20 protein-coding genes are annotated in these 20,104 nt (G+C 38.9%); 17 read left to right on the forward strand and 3 right to left on the reverse strand.

The genetic code is table 11. The features are described 5' to 3' along the window. On the forward strand, positions 1 to 696 hold a 696-nt coding region (locus NTU69_01680; GenBank protein MCX5802237.1), incomplete at its 5' end, for an HAD family hydrolase. Continuing rightward, complete coding sequence (locus NTU69_01685; GenBank protein ID MCX5802238.1) at positions 693 to 971, forward strand: hypothetical protein; 279 nt, start codon at positions 693 to 695, stop codon at positions 969 to 971. The genes NTU69_01680 and NTU69_01685, both read left to right, overlap by 4 nt. Positions 972 to 1,104: 133 nt before the next feature. Here the strand turns inward: NTU69_01685 and NTU69_01690 are convergent, their stop codons facing one another. From NTU69_01690 to NTU69_01700, 3 genes are read right to left on the reverse strand one after another with little or no spacing between them, the layout of a single operon-like run. Beyond that, entirely contained in the window at positions 1,105 to 1,344 is a 240-nt protein-coding gene (locus NTU69_01690; protein MCX5802239.1) for a hypothetical protein, read from the reverse strand. Further along, positions 1,341 to 2,357 carry an SDR family oxidoreductase gene (locus tag NTU69_01695; GenBank protein MCX5802240.1) on the reverse strand — a complete coding sequence of 339 codons (1,017 nt, stop codon included), beginning with the start codon at positions 2,355 to 2,357 and terminating at the stop codon, positions 1,341 to 1,343. Before NTU69_01695 ends, NTU69_01690 begins: the two co-directional genes overlap by 4 nt. Continuing rightward, positions 2,350 to 3,678, reverse strand: coding sequence for a UDP-glucose/GDP-mannose dehydrogenase family protein (locus tag NTU69_01700; protein MCX5802241.1), 1,329 nt, complete (start codon positions 3,676 to 3,678; stop codon positions 2,350 to 2,352). Before NTU69_01700 ends, NTU69_01695 begins: the two co-directional genes overlap by 8 nt. 341 nt (positions 3,679 to 4,019) lie before the next feature. Here NTU69_01700 and NTU69_01705 point away from each other — a divergent pair, with 341 nt between their 5' ends. The 15 genes from NTU69_01705 to sppA all read left to right on the forward strand — a co-directional run bounded on the left by NTU69_01705 (position 4,020) and on the right by sppA (position 20,059). Further along, on the forward strand, positions 4,020 to 4,484 hold the full coding sequence (locus NTU69_01705) for a ribosome maturation factor RimP (protein MCX5802242.1): 465 nt from the start codon (positions 4,020 to 4,022) through the stop codon (positions 4,482 to 4,484). Between the two features lie 9 nt (positions 4,485 to 4,493). Continuing rightward, complete coding sequence (nusA, locus tag NTU69_01710) at positions 4,494 to 5,777, forward strand: transcription termination factor NusA (protein ID MCX5802243.1); 1,284 nt, start codon at positions 4,494 to 4,496, stop codon at positions 5,775 to 5,777. Between the two features lie 80 nt (positions 5,778 to 5,857). After that, positions 5,858 to 8,398 carry a translation initiation factor IF-2 gene (infB, locus tag NTU69_01715; protein ID MCX5802244.1) on the forward strand — a complete coding sequence of 847 codons (2,541 nt, stop codon included), beginning with the start codon at positions 5,858 to 5,860 and terminating at the stop codon, positions 8,396 to 8,398. Between the two features lie 5 nt (positions 8,399 to 8,403). Then, positions 8,404 to 8,703, forward strand: coding sequence for a DUF503 domain-containing protein (locus NTU69_01720; protein ID MCX5802245.1), 300 nt, complete (start codon positions 8,404 to 8,406; stop codon positions 8,701 to 8,703). After that, positions 8,693 to 9,043, forward strand: coding sequence for a 30S ribosome-binding factor RbfA (rbfA, locus tag NTU69_01725; protein ID MCX5802246.1), 351 nt, complete (start codon positions 8,693 to 8,695; stop codon positions 9,041 to 9,043). The genes NTU69_01720 and rbfA overlap by 11 nt, the downstream gene beginning before the upstream one ends. Next, positions 9,027 to 9,974 (forward strand): bifunctional oligoribonuclease/PAP phosphatase NrnA, encoded by a 948-nt coding sequence (locus NTU69_01730; protein ID MCX5802247.1) that lies wholly within the window; start codon positions 9,027 to 9,029, stop codon positions 9,972 to 9,974. Before rbfA ends, NTU69_01730 begins: the two co-directional genes overlap by 17 nt. Beyond that, positions 9,971 to 10,855, forward strand: a complete 885-nt coding sequence (truB, locus tag NTU69_01735) for a tRNA pseudouridine(55) synthase TruB (GenBank protein ID MCX5802248.1) — start codon at positions 9,971 to 9,973, stop codon at positions 10,853 to 10,855. Before NTU69_01730 ends, truB begins: the two co-directional genes overlap by 4 nt. Positions 10,856 to 10,865: 10 nt before the next feature. Beyond that, the gene (gene rpsO, locus NTU69_01740; GenBank protein ID MCX5802249.1) at positions 10,866 to 11,135 is read left to right on the forward strand and encodes a 30S ribosomal protein S15; all 270 of its coding nucleotides are present in this window, start codon (positions 10,866 to 10,868) and stop codon (positions 11,133 to 11,135) included. A 23-nt stretch (positions 11,136 to 11,158) separates the two neighbouring features. After that, the gene (gene pnp, locus NTU69_01745) at positions 11,159 to 13,246 is read left to right on the forward strand and encodes a polyribonucleotide nucleotidyltransferase (protein MCX5802250.1); all 2,088 of its coding nucleotides are present in this window, start codon (positions 11,159 to 11,161) and stop codon (positions 13,244 to 13,246) included. Next, positions 13,247 to 14,506, forward strand: a complete 1,260-nt coding sequence (locus NTU69_01750; GenBank protein MCX5802251.1) for a pitrilysin family protein — start codon at positions 13,247 to 13,249, stop codon at positions 14,504 to 14,506. Beyond that, positions 14,494 to 14,934, forward strand: a complete 441-nt coding sequence (gene dut, locus NTU69_01755) for a dUTP diphosphatase (GenBank protein MCX5802252.1) — start codon at positions 14,494 to 14,496, stop codon at positions 14,932 to 14,934. Before NTU69_01750 ends, dut begins: the two co-directional genes overlap by 13 nt. After that, positions 14,935 to 15,795: a site-specific tyrosine recombinase XerD gene (gene xerD, locus NTU69_01760; GenBank protein MCX5802253.1), complete on the forward strand. Its 861-nt coding sequence runs from the start codon at positions 14,935 to 14,937 to the stop codon at positions 15,793 to 15,795. After that, the gene (locus NTU69_01765; GenBank protein MCX5802254.1) at positions 15,795 to 18,434 is read left to right on the forward strand and encodes a CBS domain-containing protein; all 2,640 of its coding nucleotides are present in this window, start codon (positions 15,795 to 15,797) and stop codon (positions 18,432 to 18,434) included. The genes xerD and NTU69_01765 overlap by 1 nt, the downstream gene beginning before the upstream one ends. After that, positions 18,431 to 19,153: a segregation/condensation protein A gene (locus tag NTU69_01770; GenBank protein ID MCX5802255.1), complete on the forward strand. Its 723-nt coding sequence runs from the start codon at positions 18,431 to 18,433 to the stop codon at positions 19,151 to 19,153. Before NTU69_01765 ends, NTU69_01770 begins: the two co-directional genes overlap by 4 nt. Positions 19,154 to 19,201: 48 nt before the next feature. Next, entirely contained in the window at positions 19,202 to 20,059 is an 858-nt protein-coding gene (sppA, locus tag NTU69_01775; GenBank protein ID MCX5802256.1) for a signal peptide peptidase SppA, read from the forward strand. The last annotated feature ends 45 nt before the right edge of the window (positions 20,060 to 20,104 follow it).

A 20,104-nucleotide genomic window follows, 5' to 3' on the forward strand; every position in this document is an offset into this window, starting at 1 on the left:
GCAATCGAAAATTGCTCCAAACCATGCTATACTACATCCATGAAAAGGATAGTCTCCTTTGACCTTGATGGAACAATTGTAAATGGCCAGTTCGGTGAAATGGTATGGAATCATGGTATCCCTGAAGAATTCTCCAAAAAATACTCCATTACCTTTGAGGAAGCAAAGAGGCTGATAATAAAGGAGTATGAAGCAGTTGGAGATACAAATATCCTGTGGTACAATATAGAATACTGGCTTAACAGGTTTAACCTACTAATAGCGGCAGACACACTGCTCGATAGATACGAGGCATATATTGAACTCCTTCCTGATGTGAAAGAGGTACTTGAGACATTGAAGGGAAAATACACCCTGATAATCGCTTCAAATGCCGCGAGGATATTTGTTGAAAAAGAGCTTGACCATATGGGCGCTGCCCATTACTTCAGCCATATAATCTCTGCAACCACAGACTACAAAATGGTAAAAAAGGGTGAGGGGTTCTATAAAAAACTCTGTAACACATTGAATGTATCCCCCGAAGAACTCATTCATGTCGGTGATCATCCAATCTTCGACTTTGTTGCCCCATCAAGCGTGGGGATAGAGTCCTATCTCTTGAAGAGCCGGGAGCCGAGAGCCGAGAGCCGAGAGTTAAGCAAAAACAATGGAAGGGTCATAACCAGTTTGATGGAACTCTTGCATAAACTATGAGAAGATGCTTCAAATGTAAAAATCCAATAGATATGGAAAGCATATCTTTCAAGGAAGAATGCCGGATATGTAAGTCAGACCTGCATATCTGTTTGAACTGCATATTCTATGATGAGGGAAAAGCCAACAAATGCAGAGAAACACAGGCAGAGTATGTAAAGGAAAAACACAGGGCAAACTATTGTGACTATTTTAGATTTAAAGAAGAAAAAGAACATAAATCAGGCAGGGAAGATGCTGAAAATCTGTGGAAGGAACTCTTTAAAAAACCTTGATGGACAAACATATATTTTCGATTTTCGATTGCCGATTTTCGATTGTAAAATTACAAATTAAAAACAAATACTAAGTACAATGTACTGTGTACGTTTCTTCGTCTCTTGCTCCTTACTGCCTACTCCTTACTGCTTACTGATTTTTTGCCCTCGTAAATATAATCCTGTATCGCTCCCTATCTAAATCAAAACAGGCTGTACATCCACTATCCTCACAACCCTCTCTATCCATTTCCTCTTTTGAAGGTAATGGCTCAAGAAGGACTTCAAACCCTATGGATTCGTACATTTCCACCATCTCAGTCAATCTCGGTTCGCATGTTACGAACCTTTTTTCCCACCCAGCCTCTATCAGTTCATCCTCTCTTTTCATTGTTTGGCCCTTACCTTGTTTAAAAAATAATCGATTGTCCTTTTCAGGCCCTCATCAAGCGATATTTTTGGCTGCCATTCAAGATAGTTTTTTGCCTTTGAAATATCAGGGCATCTTCTCCTTGGGTCATCATCAGGCAGCTTTTCGAATATAATCTCAGACTTAGAACTTAAGCAATCGATAACCCTTTTTGCAATCGATATAATCGAAATCTCGTTCGGGTTACCAAGGTTTATTGGGCCAGGAAATCCGGAAAGATATGGCTTTGTATAATTCCTTTCCCTTTTATGTTCCCCGGTTTCGTAGTCCATCATCCGTATCATACCTTCTATCATATCATCAATATAACAGAAAGACCTCGTCTGCGTGCCATCTCCATAGATTGTGACTGGTTTATTGTTTATCGCCTCTGTTATAAAATTGCTTATTACACGGCCATCATCAGGTCTCATCCGCGGCCCATAGGTATTGAATATACGGACAACCTTTATGTCCACATTGTTCTGTCTCAGGTAATCAAAGAAAAGGGTTTCTGCTACCCTTTTGCCTTCATCGTAACAGCTTCTCTTACCAATGGGATTCACATTTCCCCAGTATTCTTCCCTTTGCGGGTGGGTTTCTGGGTCACCATAAATCTCACTTGTTGAGGCCTGCATAACCCTTGCCCTTACCCTCTTTGCAAGACCGAGCATATTCAGCGCACCAAGGACATTCACCTTTATCGTCTTTACAGGGTTGTACTGGTAGTGTATAGGGCTTGCCGGGCAGGCAAGGTTAAATATCCAATCCACCTCAAGGAGTATGGGTTGCGTAACATCATGGGTTATCAGTTCAAAATGCGGATGGGTTAGGAGATGGGATATATTCTTCTTTGTTCCTGTAAAATAATTATCAAGACACAGGACCTCGTGCCCATCGTTTAATAGCCTTTCCGAAAGATGGGAACCTATAAAACCCGCACCACCGGTCACGAGTATACGTTTTGGTTCGTTATATGTTTGATAACTATACATTCGTTCTACCGATACATATATAGTGAAAACCTAAGTTAGACAGGGTCCTCGGATTATACTGGTTTCTGCCATCAAATATAACAGGTGTTTTCATGAGGGATTTCATCCTCTCGTAATCAGGCTCTCTAAATGAAAGCCATTCAGTAATCAGTACAAGACCGTCAACGCCATCAAGGACCTCATACTGATTTTTTCCAAAATGAACATTCGCATTACCCTTAAATATGCTGAGGGCAACCTCCATAGCCTTCGGGTCAAAAAGATAACATAAAGCGCCGTCCTTTGTCAGTACATTTACTACATGGATAGCAGGGGCTTCTCTCATGTCATCGGTATTTGGCTTAAACGCAAGCCCCCATATGGCAAACTTCTTACCCTTAATATCACCATTATAGAAATTCTTAATCTTCTCTGCGAAGGATACCCTCTGTAACCTGTTTACCTCCATTACCTGCTCTAATATGAAGGGGCTGTATCCACAGTCCTGCGAGGTCTTTATCAGCGCCCTTATGTCTTTTGGAAAGCAAGAACCACCAAAACCTACACCAGGAAACAGAAATTTTGGGCCTATCCTCGAATCGCTCCCGATCCCTCTCATCACCATCATCACGTCCGCACCAAGCTTCTCACAGATGTTCGCAATCTGATTCATAAAGGATATCCTTGTTGCCAGCATTGCATTGGCCGTATACTTTGTCATTTCACTCGATTTAATATCCATCACAAGGAATGGTGCCCCGGTTCGTATAAAGGGTGCGTAAAGTTCCCTCAGTATCTCTTCTACCCTCCCCTCGTCCACACCAATAATTACCCTCTCCGGTTTCATACAATCGTCTACTGCTACCCCCTCTTTTAAGAATTCTGGATTGGAAGCAACATCAAAGGGTATTTCAAGCTTCCTCTTTTTTAACTCTTCAGTTATAACCTCTTTAACCTTCCCGCATGTCCCAACCGGGACTGTTGATTTAATTACCACAATCCTGTACTTCTCAATGGTCTTGCCTACATCGCTCGCAACATGCATAACGTATTTCAAGTCTGCAGAGCCATCCTCATCCTGTGGGGTGTTTACACATATGAATATTATAAGACCATGTTCTGTTGCCTTTTTTATATCATTTGTAAAACTCAATCTCCCCTCTTTCAGATTATTCTTTACAAGTTCCTCAAGATGGGGCTCGTAGATAGGGATAATGGCCTGTTTCAGCTTTGCTATCTTTTCTTTGTCTATATCCATACATATGACGTCATTGCCTGTTTCAGCAAAGCAGGCACCGGTTACAAGACCAACATATCCAGCACCAATTACAGAAATGTGCATAAAACCTCCATTTTTCTTTTTTTTAACTTGCACCACTCAAAAAGTCAATATTAAATATGACTTCAATTCAGGCACAAGACTTTAGACTATAGACCTCGGGCAAAAGCAGACATTGGACACCAGACATTAGACATTGGACGTCAGTCTACACTCTATAGATAGTCTATGGTCTATAGTCTATAGTCTAAAGTCTATTATATTGAGAAGTCTAAAGTCTAATGTCTTTAGTCTGATGTCTGAATCGAAGTTAAATATGAATAATCTATTGAAATAAATTCCATATTATGTTAAAAAATATACGATTTAGGTGGGTTCAACCCGCTTTTTTAATTTAAAGGACAATGATATCCGAAAGTGAAACCATAGAAAAGATCGAACATGCTCTCATCCCTATCCTCCAGGATGACAACATAGAGCTAATAGACATAGAGTTTAAACCCTCAGGAAAAAGATGGCTATTACGGATATACATAGAGAAAGAAGGGGGGGTAACAATCGCAGACTGTGAAAGGGTGAACCGTGAACTCGGAAGGGTTCTTGATGTGGAGGATTTAATTGAGCATCCATATTTGCTTGAAGTCTCATCTCCTGGATTAACGAGGCCTTTAAAAAAAGGGGAGGACTTTACAAGATATAAAGGAAGGGTATGCAGGATATTAACAAAGCAAGAGATAGATGGGAAGAATGAGTTCAAAGGAGAAATCATCAATACGACTGAGGATGAAGTGGAAATTAAAGGAAAAATAGGTGTATTTACAATCCCAATATGTGCTATAAAAAAGGCAAATTTAGAGTTAGAACTATAAGGGGTAAAAATGTATTTTGATTTAAATTATGTAATCGAACAGGTGGGAAAAGAAAAAGGCATATCCAAGGAAGTGCTTGTCGAGGCACTTGAAGAGGCAATACTCTCAGCATCAAAGAAAAAATATGGCAACCATCTCGAACTGGAAGCCAAATATAACCAGGAACTCGGGGAAATAGAAGTCTTTCAATTCAAAACAGTGGTGGAAGAACCAAAAGAACCTGATATAGAAATTTCCATTGAAAACGCAAGATTGCATGACCCGGAATGTATGATTGGGGATAGCATAGGTATAAAAATGGACACTTCCTCACTCGGAAGGATTGCAGCACAAACTGCCAAGCAGGTGATCGTGCAAAAGGTAAGAAACGCAGAGAGCGATGTCATATACAATGAATACAAGGGTAAAAAGGGTGAGATAGTAACAGGTATTATCCAGAGGGTAGAGAAAAACCACTATATTGTAAACCTTGGGAAAACAGAAGCCCTTCTCCCTGTCAAAGAAACAATCCCTGGCGAAAGCTTTCGACAAAGGGATAGGATTAAGGGATATATCCTTGATGTTGAAAGGACCCAAAAGGGATGCGCAATACTAATGTCCAGGACTCATCCCGGTTTTCTCATGAAACTATTTGAACTTGAGGTACCAGAGATCCAGGAAAGTATTATAAAAATTATAGGTGCTGTAAGGGAACCTGGAGAAAGGGCAAAGATATCCGTATACAGTGAAGATCCTGACGTGGACCCTATAGGTGCATGTGTTGGCGTAAAAGGATCAAGGGTCCAGTCAGTAGTTCAGGAGTTAAGGGGAGAAAAGATTGATATAATACCCTGGAGCAGGGAGGTAGCAAAGTTCGTTTGCAATACCCTTGCACCTGCAAGGGCGTCAAAGGTCTATATAAACGAGGAAGACCACTCCATGGAGATTATAGTGAATGACGATCAGCTTTCCCTCGCTATAGGGAGAAAAGGCCAGAATGTCAGGCTTGCATCAAAATTGACGGGATGGAAGATAGATATAAACAGTGAATCTGAGGTAGAAAAAACCTCAAGAAGGGTTATCGATGAACTCATGGAAAATTTAAAGGTGAGTGAAATCCTTGCCCGGGTTTTACATGACGAATATTTAAGGGATCCTCAGGATATAGCAAAATTGACACCCGAGGAGATGAACAAGATAACAAGCATATCTATCGAAGACTGCAGGACGATTATAGAAAAAGCAAAGTCAATATTAGATACGATAGAAAATTCAGGTGAGTTGAAAACACCAGAAACTGAAAATGATGCGTAAATATTTTCAGGAGGAGGTAAAAGTAAATTATTAAGGTCCATGGATGTATTGAGGGTATAAATGTTAAGAAGGATTAGGATATGACAAAGATAAAAATCACAACCCTTACAGACAAGGTAAGTGATGATGAGATTCTATCAAAATTAAAGAGTATAGGGGTAAAGATAAAAGATAAGGGAAAAGGAGAGACGCCTCAGGAAGAAAGGGGCGAAAAAGCAGCCCCTGCAGGCGAAACCCTGGTAGAGAAGAGGGTCGCCTCCACAATAATAAGAAGAAGGGTGCAACCTCCTCCCGTAAAGGAAAAGGTTGAATTAATAGAAAAAAAGGAAGAACCAAAGGAAAAGGTTGAGGAAAAGGTAAAAAAACCAACAAGGGCAGCAAGGAAGCAAGTTGGAGAGCTGAAAGAGCCAAAAGAGAAAGAGAAAGAAGTCAAGGAAGCAGAACCACAACCACCGCCCATTGAAGTTCAAAAGGAAGAAAAGGAAAAAATTCAGGAAGAACCCTTAAAGGGCGATACAGAACCTCTTGGTGTAGAAAAAGAGAAAGAGATAACCAAGGTACTGGAAGAAGCATACAAACATGACCTCGAAAAAGACTTCACCCTTGTTGATACTGAAGAAGAGGAACGTAAGAAGAAAAAAACTGACAAACTTCTAAAGAAGATAGAGGAAGAGGAGCTCGAAGAGACAAAACTAAAAAAGAAAGGGATTTTTAAAAGAAAGGTTGTTATCAAAGAAGAAGATTTATATACATTTAGAAAGCGAAAACCAAGACCGGTCCCCTTCAAAAAAGAAAAGAAAGAAAAAGCAGAAGAGAAAAGGATAGCAGAAGAGAAAAGATTAGAAATCAAACCTGTAAAAAAGATCATCAAGATGAGACATGAAATCCAGATAAGTGAACTTGCAAAGAGGGTGGGCATCAAGGCCCAGGATATCATTGCAAAATTATTACAGCTTGGTGTTATTGTAAATGTGAATCAAAACATAGATTTTGATACAGCATACCTTATCTCAACAGAATTAGGCTACGAACTGGAAAAAATTGTTTCCATAGAAGAAGAGTTCCTTGCAATGGAGGAGGAACAAAAAGAGAACAAGGAGAACCTAAAACCAAGACCTCCAGTGGTTACTATAATGGGGCATGTGGACCACGGTAAGACACTTCTCCTTGATACTATAAGACATACAAATGTAGCTGAACGTGAAGCTGGAGGTATTACGCAACACATAGGTGCATATGCGGTGAATGTAAATAAAAAGGAGATTGTCTTTGTAGACACCCCCGGACATGAAGCCTTTACAGCTATGAGGGCAAGAGGGGCTCGCGTGACAGATATAGTAGTGCTCGTTGTAGCGGCAGATGATGGTGTAATGCCCCAGACAATAGAGGCGATAGACCATGCAAAGGCAGCAAATGTTCCAATAATTGTTGCCATCAACAAAATAGATAAACAGAATGCAAACCCTGATAAAGTAATAAAGGAACTTTCAGAAATAGGTCTGGTGCCTGAGGAGTGGGGGGGAACTACATTATATGCAAAAATTTCTGCGAAAAAGAAAACAGGCATTAAGGAGCTTCTCGAATTAATAATATTGCAATCTGAAATGCTTGAACTGAAAGCAAACCCGGATAAGCTCGCAAAAGGAATCATAATAGAGTCGGAACTTGATAAGGGTCAGGGGCCCATTGGAACCGTTATAATTCAGGAAGGAACCTTAAAAATCCAGGATCCTTTCATTGCAGGCAATATGTTTGGAAGGGTCAGGGCTATGATTGATGATAAGGGTAACAGGATACTGAAAGCACCACCAGCAACACCTGTCCTTGTGGTGGGATTTCAGGATGTTCCTCATGGAGGTGATAAATTTATCGTCACTACAGAAGAGAGATACGCAAAAGAACTTTCCAGGTTCAGACAGGAAAAACTTAAAGAAAAAGAAACATCAAAGAGCTCAAGAACAACACTTGAAGAACTCTACTCAAAGATGGGTGAGTCTGAAAAAATAGTGCTCAATGTGATAATAAAAGGCGATGTGAGAGGAACAATAGATGCGATAGGAGAGGCATTAAAAAAACTATCCAACAAAAAGGTCGAGATTCAAATTATCCATAGCGGTGCAGGTGCAATTACCGAAACAGATGTAACCCTTGCAATGGCTTCAGGCGCCATAATTATAGGTTTCAATACAAAACCAATAGGCAAGGCCCAATCCCTTGCAGAACATGAAAAAATAGAAATCAGAACATACTCCGTGATATACGACGTGATAGATGACATAAAGAAAGCTATGGAAGGCATGCTGGAACCAAAAATTGTAGAAACAGGCATCGGTAAGGCAGAAATAAGAAAGGTATTCACTGTTTCGAAAATAGGCACTATCGCTGGCTGTTTTATGCTTGAGGGGAAAGCAATAAGAAGTGCTCTGGTAAAGGTGCTGAGAGATGGTAACACCTTGTTCACAGGCAAGTTGGCATCCCTCAAAAGATTCAAGGATGATGTAAAAGAGGTTCAAGCAGGTTACGAATGCGGGATATCAATAGACAACTTTAATGACATAAAAGAAGGGGATATCCTGGAGCTTTTTATCCAGGAAAAAGAAAGACAAACCCTTGATGGTTAAAAAACATGATTGTCGGTGTTTCAAGCATAGAGATTTTTTTACCTGAAAACCACTCATTAAAAGATAAAAGGCAGGCGATAAAAAGGATAGTGGAAAAGACAAGGGCAAAGTTTAACATATCTATCATGGAAATAGAGCAAACAAATCTCTGGCAAAGGGCAAGTATTGGTTTTTCAATAGTTGGAGTGAAAAAGGACCACGTGAACTCTGCTATTGAGAATGTGTACAAATATGTTGAGTCTCTTTATATCGGCACGATCATTGATTCAAAAACAGAAATAATAGTGATTGGTCATGAGATATAGAAGGCTTAGGGTTCAGGATCTGTTACGGGAGGAAATTTCCTCAATAATCCACAGGGACATAAAGGATCCGGGGCTCGGATTTATCACGATACTGGAAGTAAAGATGTCCGAAGATTTAAAAAATGCAAAGGTGTTTTGCTCAATCTATGGGGAAGACAAGAAAAAAGAAAAGACAATCGATGCCTTAAAAAGATCCAAGGGTTATATTAAATTCTTACTCGGGAAAAGGATAAAACTAAGATTTATGCCCGAGATTAACTTTGTTATCGACGACACATATGAAAAAATCGCGAGGATAGAAGAGATTCTCAAAAAGGGAACCCATGCTCAAGAAGATTAAAAAGATAATTACTGATGGAAAAAGGTTTTTAATAACCACCCACATAGATCCCGATGGAGATGCAATTGGCTCCGTTCTCTCGCTCTATTGGGCCTTCGAATCGCTAAAAAAAGATTCCTCTATCTACTTAAAGGATGCAATACCGTACAGATACGAATTCCTTCCAAAACCCCCTCAAATTTATTACGAACTATCAAAAGATGCATACGACGCTATCTTTGTTTTAGATTGTGGAAACCTTTTTAGGGTTGGGGACGGATATGAGAAATTAAAAGATATGGGAACAATTATCAACATTGACCACCATAATACAAACGAAACCTTTGGTATGGTTAATTTAATAGATGAAAATGCCTCTTCCACAGCTGAAATCCTCTATAAACTATTCAAGTCGCTGAGTATACCCATAACGTTTAATATGGCAATAAACATCTACACTGCTATACTCACAGATACAGGCTCATTCAGGTATGAAAACACAAATCCCGATGTATTCGCCATATGTGAAGAGATGACAAGGTCAGGCGTGATACCATCCTATGTATCACGGATGGTGTATGAAAACCACCCAAAAGAGAGGTTTTTACTGCTCGGACTGGTACTTACCACCCTAAAAACATATAATCAGGATAGAATAGCAATGGCATATGTAACAGAAGAGATGTTTAAAAAAACAAAGACCACAAGAGAACACACAGATGGATTTGTTGAATATATAAGAGAAATAAAGGGTGTCGATGTGGCAATACTTTTAAGAGAGGTTAACGGACAGCGATATAAGATAAGCATGAGGTCAAAGGGAACAATAGATGTAGCAAATATCTGTAACATCTTCGGCGGTGGCGGTCATAAAAATGCGGCAGGCTGCAATATTGATGGGAATATGGAAGAAGTAAAAAAGAAGCTGAAGGAGGCATTTAGGGTTCAGTGAACGGTTTTCTTGTAATAGACAAAAGTACCGGTATTTCCTCTTACGATGTAATAAGAAGACTGAAGAGGTTATATCCTTTTAAAAAGATTGGGTATATAGGTACCCTTGACAGGAATGCAACTGGAGTATTGCCTGTAGCTTTAAATGAAGGTGTAAAGCTGGTTCCCTTCCTTGAAAATGGAGAGAAGGGTTACAGGGCAAGATTTCTTTTAGGCGTTACAACGGACACCCTTGATATGGAAGGGAAAATCCTCACAAAAGTAGATGTAAAAAGATATGAGAGAGAAACATTAAAAGACCTACTTGGTGAATTCATAGGCAAAATAAAACAACAGATACCTGTTTATTCCTCAAAGAAAATTAAAAGAAAACCTTTATACAAGTGGGCAAGGGAGGGCGTAGTCATAGAACCACAGCACAAAGAAGTAGAAATCTTTGATATAAGGCTTCTTGATTATGTACATCCTTACATAGATGTGGAGGTAATATGTTCCAAGGGAACGTACATAAGATCCCTTGCAAACGACTTCGGATCCAAACTTGGCTGCGGAGCAACCCTATTCTCCTTAAAAAGAACTCAACATGGGGAATTTTCTGAGAAAATGGGCGTGGATATAGAGCAATTCAAAATTGAACAAGATCTGCTCACCTATTTAATTTCATTGGAAAAAGTTTTAAAATCTTTAAAGGAAACCTCAGTGGAGACAGCACTGGAAAGGTTTCTAAAACATGGAATGCCGATACCGCTTTTAGGCAATTCAAAAGAATGGAGGAATGGCGAATTAACAAAACTCTTAAATAAAAGGGGGGTTTTAATTGGCATAGGGATGGTAGATGCATTTTCAAAAACTATTAAAATAAAAAGACTAATAAACAACTAAGGAGGAATATATGGCACTAACACTTACGCAGAAAAAAACGGTTATAGAAGGGTTTAAAATCCATGAAAAAGACACTGGTTCTCCAGAGGTCCAGATTGCTCTTATTACAGAAAGGATAAAATCCCTGACTGAACATTTTAAAAAATTTTCAAAGGACCATAATTCAAGGAGGGGGCTCCTTATACTTGTAAGCAACAGAAGAAGGCTTCTCAATTATTTGAAAGAAGAAAGTGTAGAGAGATACAAAAAGGTTATAGAAAAACTTGGACTAAGAAAATAAAAAAATAAAATAGGATGGAAATTATGAAAGAGACTATTACAATTAATTATGCAGGAAGACCATTAACTATAAGTACAGGAGATATTGCAAGGCAGGCAGATGGGAGTGTAACCGTACAATATAACGACACTGTTGTGCTTGTTACCGTGGTGGCAGACAAAAAGGAATCCGATAAAGACTTTTTACCACTCACAGTAAATTATCAGGAAATGACTTACGCTGCTGGCAAATTTCCTGGTGGGTTTTTTAAAAGGGAAGGCAGGCCTTCAGACAGAGAAATACTCATGTCTCGTTTAATAGATAGACCGCTCAGGCCTTTATTCCCAAAGGGTTTTAAAAATGAAGTCCAGATAATAGCAACAGTGCTATCCGCTGATCAAGAAAGCGACCCTGCCATACTCGGCATAATAGGGGCTTCATGTGCCCTGACAATTTCGGAGATACCCTTCGATGGACCCCTGGCTGGCATTAAAATGGGCAGAAGGGGAGAAACATTTTTAATAAATCCATCTAGTACTGATATGGAAGAGAGCAATATGGATATAGTTATGACTGGCACCAAAGAAGCCATAATGATGGTGGAGGGTACAGCAAAATTTGCCAGTGGCAACGACCTCATTGAAGCAATCCATTTTGGCCACCAGAACCTTATGCCATTAATAGAAATCCAGGAAAAATTGAGAGAAAAAATAGGAAAGGAAAAATTTTCTATCAATAGAGCTGAAAACTTAGAAGGACTTAAAGAAGAAATTAAAAATAAGATCGAAAAAGAACTTATTGAAGCCTTCTCCATACCAGGAAAACAAGACAGGGGAAAAAGAGAAAGCGAGATATATGAGAAACTTTTGAAGAACTACCCTGATGCTGAGGAAGGTCTGATAAAAAAAGCCCTTGAGGATGCAACAAGAGATATTATGAGGCAACAACTGCTTTTAACAAACAAGAGGATTGATGGAAGGGCGCCAGATGGGATCAGGGATATTACATGTAAAGTGGGAATGCTTCCAAGAACACACGGTTCCGCCCTTTTTACAAGAGGCGAAACCCAATCACTTGCAATAACAACATTTGGAACCTCTGAAGATGAACAAAAGGTGGAATCTCTGGTTGAAGGAGAAACGTTTAAGACCTTTATGCTTCATTATAACTTTCCACCTTTCTCTGTTGGCGAGATAGCAATGCTTCGAGGGCCATCGAGACGTGAGATAGGACATGGCAATCTCGCTGAAAGAGCACTTTTACCGATTCTTCCACCAGCAGAGGAGTTCCCCTACACCATACGAATAGTATCTGAAATTCTTGAATCCAATGGTTCTTCATCTATGGCAACTGTGTGTAGTGGGTGCCTGTCCCTTATGGATGCAGGGGTGCCTATAAAAGAACCTGTTGCAGGTATAGCAATAGGTCTTGTTAAGGAGGGTGAAAAAGAGATCATTCTTACAGATATCCTTGGGGACGAGGACCATCTGGGTGATATGGATTTCAAGATTGCTGGCTCCCGTAATGGGATTACAGCTATTCAAATGGACATAAAGATTAAGGGAATATCAAAAGAAACAATGTCAAAAGCTGTTATTCAAGCACAAAAGGGTATAGAAAAGATACTTGATATTATGGGCCAAACCCTGGATAAACCGAGAGAGTCATTATCCCCCTATGCACCGAGAATATTTACCATTAAAATAAAACCTGAAAGGATTAGGGATGTTATAGGCCCCGGTGGAAAGGTTATAAAAGGCATCATAGACCAAACAGGAGTGAAGATTGATATAGAAGATACAGGCATTGTCAAGATAGCTTCCCTTGATGAAAATTCAGCAAATGCTGCAATAGATATGATTAAAAAACTGACACAGGAAGTTGAGCTGGGCGCTATATACCTTGGTAAGGTAAAAAAGGTATTAGATGCCGGGGTTATAGTTGAATTATTGCCTGGCGCAGATGGCTTCGTCCACATAAGCCAACTTTCAGATGGGTTCGTTAAAAAGGCCTCAGATGTGGTAAAAGAGGGTGAAGAAATGCTTGTAAAGGTCACAGACATAGATCAGAATGGAAGGATTAAACTATCAAGAAAGGCTGCCCTCAAGGAACAGAAGAGACAAGAAACTTAAATGTATAGAAAAACTACCCTTTCTAATAACCTCGCAGTAGTTACCGAATCGATTCCTTACTTTTCTACAGTATCACTGGGGATATGGTGGAAAACAGGGGGTAGATATGAAAATGAAGAAAATAACGGCATTTCTCACTTCATAGAACATATGTTATTCAAGGGAACCTCAAGGCGAACTGCATATGATATAGCAAAAGAAATCGATGCTATAGGCGGTACACTCAATGCCTTCACCGGGAAAGAATATACCTGCCTCTATGCAAGGGTGCTCAAAAAGGACCTCGATATTGCTCTCGATATCATATCCGATATGTACAAACACTCACTTTTCAAAGATGATGATGTTGAAAGGGAAAAAGATGTGATCGCCCAGGAAATAAAAATGATCGAGGATAGTCCAGAAGAATATATATACGACATGTTTAATGCCTCTTATTTTAAAGGTAATTCCCTCGGCATGCCAATTCTTGGTAAAAAGGAAAATATAGGGCAGTTTACAAGGGAAGAGTTAATAAAACACTTTCAAAAATATTATTCTCCTCACAATATAATTATCACAGCAACAGGGAGAATAGACCACGAAGCCTTTGTCGGGAAGATTGAAAAATTATTACAGGACCTGGGAGAACAGGGTGACCATGAAACATTTATAAAAAGCCCGGACCCCTGCAAGGGTATGAACATTTACGAAAAAGACCTGGAACATATCTATTTATGCATAGGAACTGATGGTGTAAGTCAGATTGACAAAAAAAGGTATTCCCTTTACATACTCAATACTATTATGGGCGGGAGTATGAGCTCCCATTTGTTCCAGGAGATCAGAGAAAAAAGAGGGCTTGTGTACAACGTGTATTCCTATGTAAATTGCTATCATGATACAGGTACATTTGGTATATCAACATCTACATCCCAAGAATTTGTTGAAGAAGTCCTGACACTTATAAAAGAAGAGATTATGAGAATAAGGGATAAAGGAATCACTGATGCAGAGCTCGCCTTCTCAAAAAAACATATTAAAGGAAATCTCTTTATTTCCTTAGAAAGTTCAGAAACAAGGATGGGAAGGCTTGCAAAAAATGAGATATACTTTGGAGGTTATATCCCTTTAAAAGAAACATTAAGGGAAATAGACAGTATTAAAAAACCTCAGGTTGACGAAATAGGGAGAACAATTTTTAACAAACCTGAAGAAATATCACTTACAATACTTGGTAACGTAGATAAAGAAAAAATAGAAAAGCTATGGAAGAGTTAGAAGTCCATGTTTCAAAAAAAGAAGGGGCCCACCTCCCGGGATATGCAACCAAAGCATCATCCGGAATGGACCTTTTTGCATTATTAGATAAACCTTTAATCCTGAAACCCTATGAAAGATCACTGATACCAACAGGTATATACATAAGTATTCCAGATGGATACGAGGCAGAAATAAGACCGAGGAGTGGGATAGCAAACGAATTTGGGGTAACAGTACTTAATACCCCGGGCACCATAGATGCAGACTACAGGGGTGAAATTAAGGTTCTCCTTATAAACCTTGGTAGCGAACCCTTTACTGTAAAAAACGGTGATAGAATCGCCCAGATGATCTTTAAAAACATTGTAAAGGTGAACTGGAAAACAGTCGAAGAGCTGCCTGAAACAAAAAGGGGTAAGGGTGGATTTGGCTCTACGGGTCTTTAGATGAATTTATACCATTGCCTTGATAACTTTATAAGTTATCTTACAGCAGAAAGGGGTGCATCGCCTCATACTGTGGATGCATATAACAGGGATATTGTTGCTTTTATAAAATTCTTCGAGGAAAATTCTCTCCATGAAACAGATAGAAAAAATGTTGAAACATATATAGGTCATTTAAGAGAAAAAGGTAAAAAAACAAGGAGTATCGTGAGGGCCATTTCGGCCCTTAGGAGTTTTTTTAACTTTCTCCTCGCTGATGGTAAAATATCTCACAATCCACTTGAAGATATTGAGATACCTAAGTATAAATCCCCAATCCCCGAAGTCCTGAGCGAACAGGAGGTAGTTGAACTGCTCCAGTTACCGACAGGGTCAAGGACATCTATAAGAGATAAAACGATACTCGAACTTTTATACGCAACGGGGTTAAGGGTATCCGAGCTTATCAAGTTGAACAAAAGCGATGTGAATCTGGAAGGCGGTTTTTTAATCGCATCAGGAAAAAGGTCTAAAGAAAGGGTTGTGCCCTTTGGAACATACTCTAAAGAGGCCATAAAATCGTACCTTGAAAATGAAAAGCCAAAAGGGACCTATTTATTTCCAAATAAAAGGGGGGGGACGCTCACAAGACAGGCTATATGGAAAATTATAAGGAAATACGGATTAAAAATGGCAAAAACCCATATTTCTCCCCATACCATGAGGCATACCTTTGCAACCCACCTTCTTGAAGGTGGAGCTGATTTACGTTCGATTCAAATTTTACTTGGCCATGAAGACATTTCGACAACTCAAATATATACACATGTGGATACCAAAAGACTCAAAGAAATCCATAAAAAATATCATCCAAGGGGCTAATGAAGGTCATTACGAGTCATAACAATGCAGATTTCGATTCCCTCTCCTCTATGGTTGCTGCAAAAAAATTGTATCCCGATGCACTACTTGTTTTCCCTGGTTCACAGGAAAAAACCCTGAGGGAATTTCTTATCCACTCCACCCTTTACCTTTTCGACATAGCGAAAATAAAAAAAATAGATTATGGTACTATTGACACACTTATTTTAGTAGATACAAGACAAAAAACAAGGATAGGTGATTTTTCCAAGATTATAGATAGTAAGAAGGCAAAGATCCATATATACGACCACCATCCCAATTCCAGGGATGATGTCAAGGGGGATTTAGAGTTCATAAAAAGTACAGGTGCTACTGTCACATTACTTATATCGATTCTCAGGGAAAAGGGGATTGATATATCCCCCGAAGAGGCAACGATAATGATGCTCGGTATTTATGAAGAAACAGGCAGCTTTCAATATCCATCTACCACCACACAAGACTTTGAAGCAGCATCCTTCTTGTTATCAAAGGGGGCAAATATTAACCTCGTTTCAGACATGCTTGTAAAAGAACTCACCCCCGAACAGGTATTTCTCCTCCACGACATTATAAACAATGCATCGGTCTACAATATAAATGGTATTGATATAATTATCACTGAAGGGAGTACAGAAAATTATGTTGGTGACCTTGCAGTTATTGTTCACAAATTTCGCGATATGGAGAACATCAATGTAATTTTTGCCCTTTTCAGAATGGAAGATAGGGTATACATCATTGGAAGAAGCAGGATTCCGGAAGTCGATGTGGGACATATTCTTTCTTTACTTGGCGGGGGAGGTCACAAAGAGGCAGCTTCTTCTACAGTAAAGGACCTGACCATTATAGAAGCAAAAGAAAAACTAATAGAACATTTGAAGTACAACGTAAAACCTCTTTGGAGGGCAAGGGATATTATGTTTTTCCCCGTCAAATCAGTTGATGCAGAGTGCTCTATCCATGAGGCAAAAGGCCTTATGCTCAAATATAACATAAATGCCTTAACTGCTATATCGAACGGCAAGGTTGTGGGTATAATTACAAGACAAATAGTAGAAAAGGCTGCGTTTCATAAGTTAGAGAACATACCTGTGAGGGAGTATATGTTCACCGAATTCAAAACGGTAAAGCAAGAAGATTCCATAGAAAAGGTGAAAGAAATAATAATCGGGAGTAACCAGAGATTCCTTCCTGTAACTAAAGAAGGGGAGCTGATAGGCGCTATAACACGGACAGACCTTTTAAGGATACTTGAAGATGATATTTCAAAGACTGTCTTTGGAAAGCTTGAGTTTCACGAGATGTATCAGAAAAGAAAAAACGTGAAGAAATTGATGGAAGAAAGGCTGGATAAAAAAACATTAAAAAGACTAACAGAGATTGGGAACCTTGCAGACACAATGGGATATCATGCCTATCTGGTGGGCGGATTTGTAAGGGATCTTCTCCTCAGAAATGAAAATTATGATATAGATATCGTAATAGAAGGTGATGGAATAACATTCGCCGAGGAAATGGTAAATGCATTCAATGTCAAAATAAGACCACATACAGAGTTTGCTACTGCAAAAGTCATCTATCAGGATGGGTTTAAAATGGATATAGCTACAGCAAGGTTAGAATACTATAAAGCCCCTGCTGCATTACCCGTTGTTGAACATAGCTCATTAAAGCTTGATTTGCACCGAAGGGATTTTACAATAAATACCCTTGCCATATCATTAAATAAAAATACCTTTGGGCAACTAATCGATTTTTTTGGTGCTCAAAGAGACATAAAAGAAAAGACGATAAGGGTACTCCACAGTTTGAGTTTTGTTGAAGACCCGACCAGGGTATTCAGAGCAATAAGATTTGAAAATAGATTTGGTTTTCAAATCGGCAAGCACACATTAAACCTTATAAAGAACGCAATAAAAATGAATTTTCTCTCCAAGATAAAAGGTAAAAGAATATGGACCGAATTATCACTCATCATGCTGGAAGATGAACCGGAAAAAATTCTTAAAAGGCTACAGGAGCTTGACCTTTTAAAGTTCATATCCCCTTACCTGATCTTCAATAAAGACAAGGAAAAACTCTTTAACCAGATGCATGCTGTATTCAAATGGTACGAATTGTTATACAGAGGAAAACCCTGCGACAGGCTCCCGTATTACATTTTAGGGTTGATAGACCATATGAAGCATGAAGAGGTTGTAGAGTTTTGTAAAAAAACTGAAATGACAGAAACACTTAAAAAAAGAACTATTGAAAATATTGAGAAAATAAGGGATACATTGGTAAAACTTGGAACAGGTATTGTGGGTATGAAAAAGAGTGAAATCTACAAACTTTTTGAACCACTTTCTCAAGAAGGAAAGCTCTTTATTATGGCAAAGACAAAATCTGAAGAGATAAAAAAGGCTTTATCAAATTATATTACCTATATAGACACATTCAAAACAATCCTGACAGGAGAAGACTTAAAAAAGCTGGGGATTAAGGAAGGACCTCTGTACAAGGAGATATTGGACAAACTGAAAGAGGCAAAGATTGACATGAATTTAAAAACAAAAGAAGAAGAGACAAACTTTATAAAAAATCATTTATTAGAAAAGGGCATCGAAGTATGAATCTCTTAGTTCCAACCCTTGAAGTAAAAATGGAATGCTATGAAGGCCCACTTGCTGTTTTAATCACCCTTATTAAAAGGAATAAGGTAAGTATCTGGGATATACCGTTATCCACGATTACTGAAAGGTTCCTTCAATATGTGGAGCTTGTAAGCGAGATGAACCTTAAAATTGCAGAAGACTTTATAGAGATGGCTTCGCTCTTAATTTTTATAAAATCGAGGATGCTGCTCCCCTCTGATGGCATAAAAGATGAGGAAAATGACCCAGGGGGAGAGCTTGTAGAAAGAATCATTGAATACGAGATGGTTAGAAGCATGGCAAATACGATTGATAGCCTACCCATGCTCAATAGAGATGCCTTCTCCCGGGGAAGAAAATCCATAGATGGGGAAGAAGATTATAACCTCCTTTTACTCTGCAATGTCTTCTTTGAACTGATAAAAAGCAAAGAAGAGAGTTACATTGTAATAAATGAAATAAAACCAACCCTTGAAGAAAAATTAAAGATGCTGATAACGATTCTTGATACATCCGGCCTTTATGTATGGGATATGAAACAAAGAGAAGAGCAATCAGAAAAGATAGCCACAATTCTGGGAATACTCGAGTTGACAAAGATAAGGGTGGCGACACTTTCCCAGAGAAGGCCCTTTGGAAAGATAATACTCAAGAAAAGAATAGCAATCAGCGATCAGCAAGATCAAAGGAATCTTTAGCTGATGGCTTAAGTGCTAAAGGTTTAATGCTTGAAAAGAGAGGTTAATATGGCTCATGGGAGAATCAAAATAGCTTTGCTTATTATCCTGATAATCATAGTACTCACCTTTTTTGTGTCATTGATAGCGGGAATTATTGGCAAACCATTTGGAGGAAAAATTGGTGTGGTAGAAATAGAGGGCGTGATAACTCAATCTAAAGATGCTATGGAAGATATTGTAAAATTCAAAGAAGATGAGGGCATAAAAGGCGTAATAATAAGGATAAACTCTCCAGGCGGTTCAGTTGCGCCAACCCAGGAGATACAAAGGGAAGTAAAAAAACTAAGAGAAAAAAAGAAGGTCTACGTCTCGATGAGTTCTGTATGTGCTTCAGGTGGATATTATATTGCCACTGCCGGTGAAAGAATATACGCCAATCCTTCTACTATCACAGGTAGTATAGGGGTAATCATGGAACACGCGGTCATAGAAGACCTTTTAAAAAAGGTGGGGATCCAGACCGATTCTATCAAATCAGGTGAATATAAAGACGCTGGAACACCTTTCAGGAAGATGAAAGAAGAAGAAAAAAGATACCTGAATGAGTTATTGAACAACATCCACGAACAGTTCATAAAGGATGTGGCGGAAGGAAGAAAGATGTCTATAGATAGGGCAAAAAAATTGTCAGATGGAAGGGTATATACAGGCACACAGGCAAAAGACCTGGGACTTGTGGATAATATCGGAACATTTTATGACACGGTGGATGATATGAAAAAGACATTGAACATAAAAGGGAAGCCTGTTCTCGTGTATGGAAAAAGGCCATTCTCTTTTCTGAAATGGCTCGTTTCATCCATATCAAACGAGTTAATTTCCCAATACTTTTCTTCCCCCTTCAAGTACCTTTTTAGCCCTTAATGGTTATTTTAATGTTCCCCTTGCTTTAGCTTCATGCCTACTTTC

This window comes from Pseudomonadota bacterium (assembly GCA_026388215.1).
GTDB lineage: Bacteria > Desulfobacterota > Syntrophorhabdia > Syntrophorhabdales > Syntrophorhabdaceae > JAPLKF01.

What these genes read in the sequence shown, in the direction of transcription:
- NTU69_01750 (MCX5802251.1), top strand. Translation starts at nt 13,247, where the DNA reads ATGTATAGAAAAACTACCCTTTCTAATAACCTCGCAGTAGTTACCGAA.
- NTU69_01770 (MCX5802255.1), top strand. Translation starts at nt 18,431, where the DNA reads ATGAATCTCTTAGTTCCAACCCTTGAAGTAAAAATGGAATGCTATGAA.
- nusA (MCX5802243.1), top strand. Translation starts at nt 4,494, where the DNA reads ATGTATTTTGATTTAAATTATGTAATCGAACAGGTGGGAAAAGAAAAA.
- rpsO (MCX5802249.1), top strand. Translation starts at nt 10,866, where the DNA reads ATGGCACTAACACTTACGCAGAAAAAAACGGTTATAGAAGGGTTTAAA.
- infB (MCX5802244.1), top strand. Translation starts at nt 5,858, where the DNA reads ATGACAAAGATAAAAATCACAACCCTTACAGACAAGGTAAGTGATGAT.
- rbfA (MCX5802246.1), top strand. Translation starts at nt 8,693, where the DNA reads ATGAGATATAGAAGGCTTAGGGTTCAGGATCTGTTACGGGAGGAAATT.
- NTU69_01685 (MCX5802238.1), top strand. Translation starts at nt 693, where the DNA reads ATGAGAAGATGCTTCAAATGTAAAAATCCAATAGATATGGAAAGCATA.
- NTU69_01690 (MCX5802239.1), bottom strand. Translation starts at nt 1,344, where the DNA reads ATGAAAAGAGAGGATGAACTGATAGAGGCTGGGTGGGAAAAAAGGTTC.
- NTU69_01695 (MCX5802240.1), bottom strand. Translation starts at nt 2,357, where the DNA reads ATGTATAGTTATCAAACATATAACGAACCAAAACGTATACTCGTGACC.
- xerD (MCX5802253.1), top strand. Translation starts at nt 14,935, where the DNA reads ATGAATTTATACCATTGCCTTGATAACTTTATAAGTTATCTTACAGCA.
- sppA (MCX5802256.1), top strand. Translation starts at nt 19,202, where the DNA reads ATGGCTCATGGGAGAATCAAAATAGCTTTGCTTATTATCCTGATAATC.
- NTU69_01720 (MCX5802245.1), top strand. Translation starts at nt 8,404, where the DNA reads ATGATTGTCGGTGTTTCAAGCATAGAGATTTTTTTACCTGAAAACCAC.
- NTU69_01700 (MCX5802241.1), bottom strand. Translation starts at nt 3,678, where the DNA reads ATGCACATTTCTGTAATTGGTGCTGGATATGTTGGTCTTGTAACCGGT.
- NTU69_01730 (MCX5802247.1), top strand. Translation starts at nt 9,027, where the DNA reads ATGCTCAAGAAGATTAAAAAGATAATTACTGATGGAAAAAGGTTTTTA.
- dut (MCX5802252.1), top strand. Translation starts at nt 14,494, where the DNA reads ATGGAAGAGTTAGAAGTCCATGTTTCAAAAAAAGAAGGGGCCCACCTC.
- NTU69_01765 (MCX5802254.1), top strand. Translation starts at nt 15,795, where the DNA reads ATGAAGGTCATTACGAGTCATAACAATGCAGATTTCGATTCCCTCTCC.
- NTU69_01705 (MCX5802242.1), top strand. Translation starts at nt 4,020, where the DNA reads ATGATATCCGAAAGTGAAACCATAGAAAAGATCGAACATGCTCTCATC.
- pnp (MCX5802250.1), top strand. Translation starts at nt 11,159, where the DNA reads ATGAAAGAGACTATTACAATTAATTATGCAGGAAGACCATTAACTATA.